The 9,258-nt window shown below is 74.5% G+C and carries 7 protein-coding genes; 6 read left to right on the top strand and 1 reads right to left on the bottom strand.

The window, feature by feature from the left end:
- The 6 genes from ABTY15_RS39090 to ABTY15_RS39065 all read left to right on the top strand — a co-directional run.
- The coding region (locus tag ABTY15_RS39090; RefSeq protein ID WP_350607279.1) for a sigma-70 family RNA polymerase sigma factor at positions 1-552 on the top strand (552 nt) is incomplete at its 5' end.
- Between the two features lie 114 nt (positions 553-666).
- Complete coding sequence (locus tag ABTY15_RS39085) at positions 667-1,035, top strand: STAS domain-containing protein (protein ID WP_350607276.1); 369 nt, start codon at positions 667-669, stop codon at positions 1,033-1,035.
- Positions 1,036-1,248: 213 nt separating this feature from the next.
- Positions 1,249-5,097 (top strand): HAMP domain-containing protein, encoded by a 3,849-nt coding sequence (locus tag ABTY15_RS39080; RefSeq protein ID WP_350607257.1) that lies wholly within the window; start codon positions 1,249-1,251, stop codon positions 5,095-5,097.
- Positions 5,094-7,517 carry a PP2C family protein-serine/threonine phosphatase gene (locus ABTY15_RS39075; protein ID WP_350607254.1) on the top strand — a complete coding sequence of 808 codons (2,424 nt, stop codon included), beginning with the start codon at positions 5,094-5,096 and terminating at the stop codon, positions 7,515-7,517. Before ABTY15_RS39080 ends, ABTY15_RS39075 begins: the two co-directional genes overlap by 4 nt.
- 75 nt (positions 7,518-7,592) lie before the next feature.
- Complete coding sequence (locus ABTY15_RS39070) at positions 7,593-8,132, top strand: hypothetical protein (protein WP_350607251.1); 540 nt, start codon at positions 7,593-7,595, stop codon at positions 8,130-8,132.
- A gap of 53 nt (positions 8,133-8,185) precedes the next feature.
- On the top strand, positions 8,186-8,662 hold the full coding sequence (locus tag ABTY15_RS39065; RefSeq protein ID WP_350607247.1) for an ATP-binding protein: 477 nt from the start codon (positions 8,186-8,188) through the stop codon (positions 8,660-8,662).
- Between the two features lie 54 nt (positions 8,663-8,716).
- Here the strand turns inward: ABTY15_RS39065 and ABTY15_RS39060 are convergent.
- On the bottom strand, positions 8,717-9,258 hold a 542-nt coding region (locus ABTY15_RS39060; RefSeq protein WP_350607244.1), incomplete at its 5' end, for an Hsp70 family protein.

The raw sequence follows: 9,258 nt of genomic DNA, 5'->3' as shown, positions 1-9,258 counted from the left end.
ATCCCCACCATCGCCGGCGAGATCAAGCGCTTCTTCCGCGACACCTCCTGGCCCGTCCGCGTCCCGCGCAGCATGCAGGAGCTGTACCTGAGCGTGGCCCGCGGCTCCGACCGGCTGGAACAGGAACTCGGACGGCTCCCACACCCCGAGGAGATCGCCCGGGATCTCGACCTGACGGAGGAGCAGGTGATCGAGGGGCTGGTCGCCGGCCGGGTCTACCGGCCCAACTCCCTGGACGCGCTGCGCGACCAGGACACCGATGAGAGCGGCAGCGCGCTGCTCGACCGCCTCGGCGGCTGCGACCCGGGCATCGAACTGGTCGAGTTCCGCACCGCCGTGCGCCCGCTGCTCGGCCACCTGCCGGAGCGTGAGCGGACCATCCTCAAGCTCCGCTTCTGGGACGGCTGGACCCAGTCCGAGATCGCTGCCCGCATCGGCGTCTCCCAGATGCACGTCTCCCGGCTGCTCACCGCCACCCTGGCCCGGCTGCGCGAACAGCTGGAGGACCGCGACGCCCCGGGCTGGGCCGACGACCAGGAGGCGCCCGGCTGACACATTCCCGGCCACCGGGCGTTTCCGGCCCCCCACAGCGGATAGCCGCGCTGTGGGGGGCTTCGGACGTCCGGGCGGTCATTCGGTCGTCCGGACGGAAAGGAGCCGAGAACCATGACCCGCCGACCGTCCAGGACCCCCGTCGGCTCCGAGCTGCCGCCCGGGCTGACCGTGCGGGCCGGGCGGTGGGCCGACGGGACGGTCCTCATCCTGCGGGGCGAGCTCGACCTCGACTCGCTGGCGGAGCTGCTCGCGGGGCTCGACCGGGCGCTGGCCGAGCCCGCGACCGTCGTCGTGATCGACTGCGCCGACCTGGAGTTCTGCGACTCCACCGGGCTGAGCGCACTGCTCCAGGCCCGCACCCGCGCGATGACCGAGGGCAGCCGGATCGAGCTGGCCCGGCCCCGCCCGCTGGTGCTGCGGATGCTGGAGCTGACCGGTGCCACCGACGCCTTCCCGATCCGGGAAGGGCCGCCCGGCTGACCGGTGGCGACCCCGCCCGCTGCCACCCGCCGTCCTCCGCCGCCACCCGCCAGGGACCCCCGTCCGCCGCCACCCACCGCGGACCCCCTCCGCTGCCACCCACCCCCCTCCGGTGGCACAGTGGTGTCAGGGCGGTGCCCGCCGCCCCCACGTGCCGGGACGCGCGCTCGTCGCCGCGCCCGCGGCCGTGCGGCCGATCCCGGCGGTGGACGGATGGACGACCAGCCGACGCCCGGCGCGCAGCGGGCGGACCCGGCCGGGCAGGGCCTGCGGCAACTGCTCGCCGGACTGACCGCCGTACGCGACGGCGACTTCCGTACCCGGCTCACCCCCGACCAGCCCGGCCTGCTCGGGGAGATCGCCACGGTCTTCAACGGCATGGCGGACCAGCTGGCCCGGGTCACCTCCGAGGTCACCCGGGTGGCCCGCGAGGTCGGTACGGACGGACGCCTCGGCGGCCAGGCCCAGGTGCCGGGGGCGGCCGGGACGTGGCTGGACCTCACCGACTCGGTGAACGCGATGGCCGGGAACCTCACCTGGCAGGTGCGCAACATCGCCCAGGTCACCACGGCGGTGGCCAGGGGCGACCTCACCCAGAAGATCGAGGTGGACGCGCGCGGCGAGATCCTGGAGCTCAAGAACACCGTCAACACGATGGTGGACCAGCTGGGCTCCTTCGCCGACGAGGTGACCCGGGTGGCCCGCGAGGTCGGCACCGAGGGCCGGCTCGGCGGCCAGGCGCGGGTGCCGGGGGCGGCCGGGACGTGGCGGGACCTGACCGACTCGGTGAACTCCATGGCGGGCAACCTCACCGCGCAGGTCCGGGCGATCGCCCAGGTCGCCACCGCCGTCGCCGAGGGCGACCTCACGCAGAAGATCTCGGTGGACGCCCGGGGCGAGGTCCTGGAGCTGAAGACCACCATCAACACCATGGTCGACCAGCTGTCCGCGTTCGCCGACGAGGTGACCCGGGTGGCCCGCGAGGTCGGCACGGCGGGCAACCTGGGCGGCCAGGCCACCGTCCGGGGCGTCTCCGGGACGTGGAAGGACCTCACCGACAACGTCAACGTGATGGCCTCCAACCTCACCGGCCAGGTCCGCTCGATGTCCGAGGTGGCGACCGCCGTCGCGCGCGGCAACCTCTCCCGCAAGATCACCGTGGAGGCCAAGGGCGAGGTCGCGGCCCTCGCGGCGGCGATCAACACCATGGTGGACACCCTGTCGGTGTTCGCGGACGAGGTCACCCGGGTCGCCCGTGAGGTCGGCACCGAGGGCATCCTGGGCGGCCAGGCCCGCGTCCCCAACGTCGCCGGGACGTGGAAGGACCTCACCGACAACGTCAACTTCATGGCGCACAACCTCACCAGCCAGGTGCGCAACATCGCCCAGGTGACCACCGCGGTGGCCCGCGGCGACCTCACCCGCAAGATCGACGTGGACGCGCGCGGCGAGATCCTGGAACTGAAGACGACCGTCAACACCATGGTGGACCAGCTCGGTTCGTTCGCCGCCGAGGTGACCCGGGTGGCCCGGGAGGTCGGCAGCGAGGGCCGGCTCGGCGGCCAGGCCCGGGTGGAGGGCGTCTCCGGCACCTGGAAGCGCCTCACCGAGAACGTCAACGAACTCGCCGGGAACCTCACCCGGCAGGTCCGCGCGATCGCCGAGGTCACCAGCGCCGTCGCGGCCGGCGACCTCACCCGCTCGATCAGCGTGGACGCCTCCGGAGAGGTCGCCGACCTCAAGGACAACATCAACGCCATGGTGGAGTCGCTGCGCGAGACCACCCTGGCCAACCAGGAACAGGACTGGCTGAAGACCAACCTGGCCCGGCTGTCCGCCGCCGTCCAGGGCCGGCGCGACATCCAGGCCGTCGCCGACATGATCACCGACGAGCTGACGCCGCTGGTGAACGCCCAGTACGGCGCGTTCTTCCTCGCCGAGGAGACCCCCGAGGGCACCGGACTCGCCCTGATCAGCGCCTACGGCCGCCCGGCCGGCGACGGACCGGGGACAGCCGGTGCGCCGGTGCGGCGGCTGCGGCCCGGGGAGTCCCTGGTCGGCCAGGCCGCCCGCAGTCGGCGCACCATCGTCGTCGACGACCTGCCGCCCGGCTACGCCGTCCTCGCCTCCGGCTCCGGCGCCACCGACGCCCGCTCCCTGGTCGTCCTGCCGATCGCGCTGGAGGAGTGGCTGCTCGGCGTCCTGGAGTTCGCCTCCGTCCACCCGTTCAGCCAGGTCCACCGTGACTTCCTGGAACAGTTCGCCGAGGCCTGCGGCGTCAACATCGGCACCCTGCTCGCCAACGCCCGCACCGACGAACTGCTCGGTGAGTCCCAGCGCCTCACCGCCGAACTCCAGTCCCGATCCGAGGAGTTGCAGGCCGGGCAGGAGGAACTGCGGCGCTCCAACGCCGAGCTGGAGGAGAAGGCGGCACAACTCGCCGACCGCAACCGCGACATCGAGGCCAAGAACCTGGAGATCGAACAGGCCCGGCAGGAACTGGAGGAACGCGCACGGCAGTTGAGCCTCACCTCGATGTACAAGTCCGAGTTCCTGGCCAACATGAGCCACGAACTGCGCACCCCGCTCAACAGCCTGCTCATCCTCGCCCAGTTGCTCGCCCAGAACACCACCGGCAACCTGAGCCCCAAGCAGGTCGAGTACGCGGGCGTCATCCACTCCGCCGGCACCGACCTGCTCCAGCTCATCAACGACATCCTCGACCTCTCCAAGGTCGAGGCCGGCAAGATGGAGCTCAGCCCCGAACCCTTCGCCGTGCACGAGCTGTTGGAGTACGTCGAGTCCACCTTCCGCCCGCTCGCCGACCAGAAGGGGCTCGCCTTCAAGGTCACCCTCGACGACGCCGTGCCGGAACAACTCCTCACCGACCAGGCCAGGTTGCGCCAGGTGCTGCGCAACCTGCTCTCCAACGCGGTGAAGTTCACCGACGTCGGCCTGGTCGAACTGCGGATCGAGCGGGCCCACGGCCCCGGGCTGCCGCCCGAACTCGGCCAGGCGAGCGCCGCCGTGGCCTTCCAGGTCGAGGACACCGGCACCGGCATCGACCCGGCCCACCTGGACACCATCTTCGGGGCCTTCCAGCAGGCCGACGGCACCACCAGCCGCCGCTACGGCGGCACCGGCCTCGGCCTGTCCATCAGCCGCGAACTCGCCCGGCTCCTCGGCGGCACCCTCACCGTCCGCTCCACCGTCGGGCAGGGCAGCTGCTTCACCCTCTACCTGCCGACCGGCGAGGAGGCGGCGCCGGTCGTCGACCGGCCGCACGTGCTCGTCGTCGAGCCGGACCCACCCGGCCTGCTCAGCATGCTCACCCACGCCGCCGTCGACGCGGCCGGTCCCTCGGCGCAGCCCGTCCAGGTCCGCGCTGCCGCCGACGAGGCCGGGGTCCGTGCGGCCCTGGCCGACGGCCGCTACCGCTGCGTCGTCCTCGACCTGGCCCACTGCGGCGAGCTCGCGCCCGTGCTGCTGCCCGCGCTGGACGAGGGCACGCCCGTCCTCGGCTACCAGGGCGACGGCCCGTCCCACACCGCCATGGTGGTCGCGGGAGGCTTCGAACTCCCCGCCGGGCTGGACGGGTTGCGCGAGCGGGTGGTCGAACTGCTCGGCGGCCGCCGCACCGACGAGCCGTCCGTCGGCGCCGGGGTTCCGCTGTCCGGCGACGCCCTCGCGGGCCGCACCGTCCTGATCGTCGACGACGACCTGCGCAACGTCTTCGCGCTCACCGCCGCCCTGGAACAGCACGGTCTCACCGTCCTGCACGCCGCCGACGGCCGGGCCGGTCTCGACCTGCTGCGCGGCCACCCCGAGACCGCGCTCGTCCTGATGGACGTGATGATGCCCGGCCTCGACGGCTACTCCGCGATCACCGCCATCCGCGCCGACGAACACCTCGCCCGGATCCCGGTGATCGCCGTCACCGCCAAGGCGATGCCCGGCGACCACGACCGGAGCCTGGAGGCCGGGGCGGACGACCACATCACCAAACCCGTCGACATCCCGCACCTGCTCGACCGGATGCGGCACTGGCTGGACGCGCCATGAGCGGCGGGCCCGAGCCGAGTGGCGGGCCTGAACCGACCCGCGAACCCGAGCCGAGCGGCGGGCCCGACCCCGAGGGCGCCACCGCCCGGGCCCTGGCTGCGGCCGTCCGCCGGTTGCAACGCGGCGCCGCCCGGATGCGCGCCGGGGAACGGGCCCGGTCCGTCGTGGACCTCGCCACCGGCATCCTGGCCGAGCGCCTGGACGTCCCGCCCGCCGAGGCCGCCGCCCACCTCGCCCGGCTTGCCCGGGAGGCCGGGGTGCCGCCGGCGGCCCTGGCCGCCGACATCGCCGGGCTGCCCGACCCGGGCCCACCCCTCTCACCTGGCCCACTCGGCCCACCCGGTCCTCCGGTCCCATGTGGTGCTCCGGGCCCACCTGCCGACATCGACACCGGGCCCGAGGCCCCGGGACCCCCCGCCACCACGTTCACCATGTTCACCACGGCGTTCACCTCCGCCCCCGACCTGCGGCATGCCGTCGAGGCGATGCTCGACCAGGGTGCCGGGCCGCTCGGCCTGCGCGCGGTCGCCGTCTGGCAGCGGCTCCCGGACGGCGCGCTCGCCCTCGCCGCGCAGGCCGGACTCCCCGCCCCGGAGGCCGCCGCCTGGAGCCGGGTTCCGCCCGGCGTCCCCACCCCCGCCCAGCAGGCCGTCACCTCCGGACGCGACCTGTGGCCGGGCTCCCCGGAGACGGCGGGCCCGTCCGTCGGAGTCGGGTCCGCCCGGGCCGTCCTCCCACTGTTCGTCGGCGGCCGTCGCTGCGGCGCGCTCGAACTCCTCTGGTCCGCCCCCGTGCCGGGCCTCGGCAGCGCCGAACACCGCCACCTGCACGCCCTCGCCGACCTGGTCGCCACCCTCCTCGACCGGCGCGGCCCCCCGGAACCGCCCGAGGGAGCGGCGGGGGGAGTGACCGACGACCGGGCCCCGGTCGTCGACGGGCTGCTGAGCCCGGCCCTGCTGCTGGCACCCGTCCTGCACGACGGCAGGGTCAGGGACTTCACGATCCTGCGCGTCAACAGCCTGTTCCGTGACCCGCTCGGGCGCCCCCGGTCCGCGCTGGAGGGCGCGTCGCTGCTGGAGACCTACCCGGTGGCCGCCGCCACCGGGCTGTTCGCCCACCTCCTCCGGGCCCACGAGAGCGGTGCACCCCGGCCCGACGAGCGGCTGCGGCTGGCGTTCCGGTACGGGCGGTCCACCCTGCCGGTCACCGTCCGGCTGGCCACCGCCCCGCTCGGCGACCGGCTGCTGGTCAGCTGGCAGCTCGACCCGGAGCGGGCCGCCGAGGCCGACCAGGCCGACCTGCAACGGCAGGCCCAGCGGCTCGCCCGGGTCGCGGGCTTCGAGGAACGGCCCGCCACCGGCGGGATCCGCTGGAGCGAAGGCCTGCGCGAGCTCTACGGGCTGCCGCCCGAGGCCGAACCGGTGCCGCTGGCCCACCTCGCCCGCCACGCCCACCCCGATGACGAGCCCGCGATCCGGCGCCTGCTGGACACCGTCCGGCACCAGCTCCGGACCTCCTCGGCCGTCCTGCGCCTGGCCCGGCCCGACGGCACGCACCGCTACACCCGGGTCGTCGCCGAACCCGTCCTGGGTGAGGACGGCCGGCTGACCGCCATCCGGGGCGCCTTCCACGACGTGTCCGCGCAGCACTGGACCGAGGTCGCGCTCGGCGCCACCCGGGCGCGCCTGGCCGACTCCGAGCAGGAGACCGCCGAGAGCGAACGGCTCGCCCTGCGCCTCCAACGGGCGATCCTGCCGTCCGCACCGCCCCCGCTCGGCCCGGCCGGACTGCACGCCGCCGTCCGCTACCGCCCCGCCTCCCAGGTCGACCGGGTCGGCGGCGACTGGTACGACGTGCTGCTGCTGCCCGACAAACGGGTCCTGCTGGCCGTCGGCGACGTCGCCGGGCACGGCGTCGGCGCGGCCACCGGCATGGTCGCGCTGCGGCACGCACTGCGCGGCCTCGCCGTCACCGGCGCCGGCCCGGCCCGGTTGCTGGAGTGGGCCAACACCGTCGCCCTGCGCGAACCCGGTCAGGTCACCGCCACCGCCGTCTGCGTTCTCCTCGACCCGGCCGCCGGGGAACTGCGCTGGGCCCGGGCCGGTCATCTGCCGCCGATCCGGCTCCGCGCGGACGGCGCGGAGGTGCTGCCGCTGCCGCACGGCATCCTGCTCGGCGCCCTGGAGGACGCCCGGTACGAGGAGCGGACCGGCCGGCTGGAGCGGGGCGACGTCCTGCTCCTCTACACCGACGGCCTGGTCGAACGCCGCGACCGCCCGGTCGAGGAGTCCGTCAACCAGCTGATCCGCGCCGCCGGCGCCCCCGGGCCCGACCTGGAGCGGTACCTCGACCGTCTGCTGGCCCTCAGCCCGGCCGACACCGACGACGACACCTGCCTGGTCGCCGTCCAGGCGGACTGAACCGACTGAACCCGACCGACCGGGGTAGGCGCCATCCGCGGGGGGCGACCGAGACCCGGACGGAAGGGAACTCCGATGCTGCTGCTAGGACTTCTGCTGATGTCGGCGGCCGGCGCCTTCGCCGGACTGCTGATCGCGGACAATCTCTCCGGCGGTCCCGACTACCAGGTGACCGTCCTGGGCAACGACCTGGCGAGGCTCGACGGCTTGGAGATCTTCCTGTTCGGCCTGGCCCTCGCGCTGGTGTTCTGCATCGGCCTGGCGCTGACCGGCCGGACCCCTCGGGGCCGGCGTCCGCGCCGTTGGACCGGCCGTCGGCCGGCCCGCTGGCAGGCGCACTCGGCTCAGCCGGCCGCTCACCCGGCCGCGCCCGCCGGGCCGCGCGAACCGGCGGAGCCGGTGGAACCGGTGGAGGCAACCGAGCCGGCGGAACCGACGCCGCCGCGCGAGTCCGTCGCGTCGCGCGAACGGACGGCGCCGCGCGAACTGGCCGCCAGTAGGGCCGCCACACCGAGTACCCGGACCACGCCGAGTACACCGACTGCACCGAGTACGCCGAGTACGCCGAGTACGCCGAGCCGACGGAGCGGCCTGCGGCACCTGTTCGACCACTGAAGCCGCCGACCCGGACGGACGAGGGCCGCGGAGACCTGAAGAAGGAGGGCACCATGACCGGGGCCGGACGTTCCGTCGGCGGGTGGGCCGCGTCCCCCGACCGCGTGGCCCCGTGGGCGCTCCGGCTGACCCCGGTGTCCTCGGCCTCGTCCTCCGTCCCGACCGGGGTCGTCGCCACGGCTCGGGCCTTCACCGCGCACGCCCTCGCCGGCGTCCCCGACCGGACGGCGGCCGCCGACGCGGTGCTGCTGGTCTCCGAACTCGTCGCCAACGCCTGCCAGCACGCCGGAGGGCCCGACGCGCTGCAACTCGTCCGCCGCGGCCGGCTGCTGCGGATCGAGGTCAGCGACCCCAGCCCGCGCCCGCCCCGGCTCCGCAGGCCGTACGAGCGCCCGTACCGCCCGGGCGAGCAGGGCGGCTTCGGCCTGTTCCTGGTCGACCGCCTCGCCGTGGCCTGGGGCTGGCGCCCCGAGGGCGGGGGCAAGACCGTCTGGTGCGACCTACGGCTGCGCGACCCCGCGCCCCGCTGACGGCCGGCCCGGCGAGCGCGTCCGGCTGCACTGAGTCAGCCGTGCTGCACTGAGTCAGGAGGTGCGGCGGCCGCGGTCGTCCTCGTCGACGATCTCGGCGTCGACCACCTCCTCGCCCTGCTCCTCCCGTTCGTCCTGCCCGGCCTGCGGGCCGGGTGAGGAGGCGCCCTGGGCGTACAGGGCCTGGCCGAGCTTCTGGCTGACCGTGGCGGCCCGCTCGGTGGCCGCTCGGATCGCGGCGGTGTCCTCGCCCTTCAACTGCTCCTTCAGCTCGGCGATGGCCGTCTCGACCTCGCCGCGCACGTCGGCGGGGATCCGGTCGGCGTTGTCGGCGATGAACTTCTCGGTGGTGTAGGCGAGTTGCTCGCCCTGGTTGCGGGTCTCGGCGGCCTCGCGGCGCTTGTGGTCGTCCTCGGCGTACTGCTCGGCCTCGCGCATCATGCGCGCGATGTCGTCCTTCGGCAGCGCGGAGCCGCCGGTGACGGTCATCCGCTGTTCCCGGCCGGTGCCGAGGTCCTTGGCGCCGACGTGCATGATGCCGTTGGCGTCGATGTCGAAGGTGACCTCGATCTGGGGCAGGCCGCGCGGCGCCGGCG

This window comes from Kitasatospora sp. NPDC097643, from assembly GCF_040302625.1.
In the GTDB taxonomy this organism is placed as follows: Bacteria; Actinomycetota; Actinomycetes; order Streptomycetales; family Streptomycetaceae; genus Kitasatospora.
This window is presented reverse-complemented; position numbering and strand designations above follow the sequence as displayed.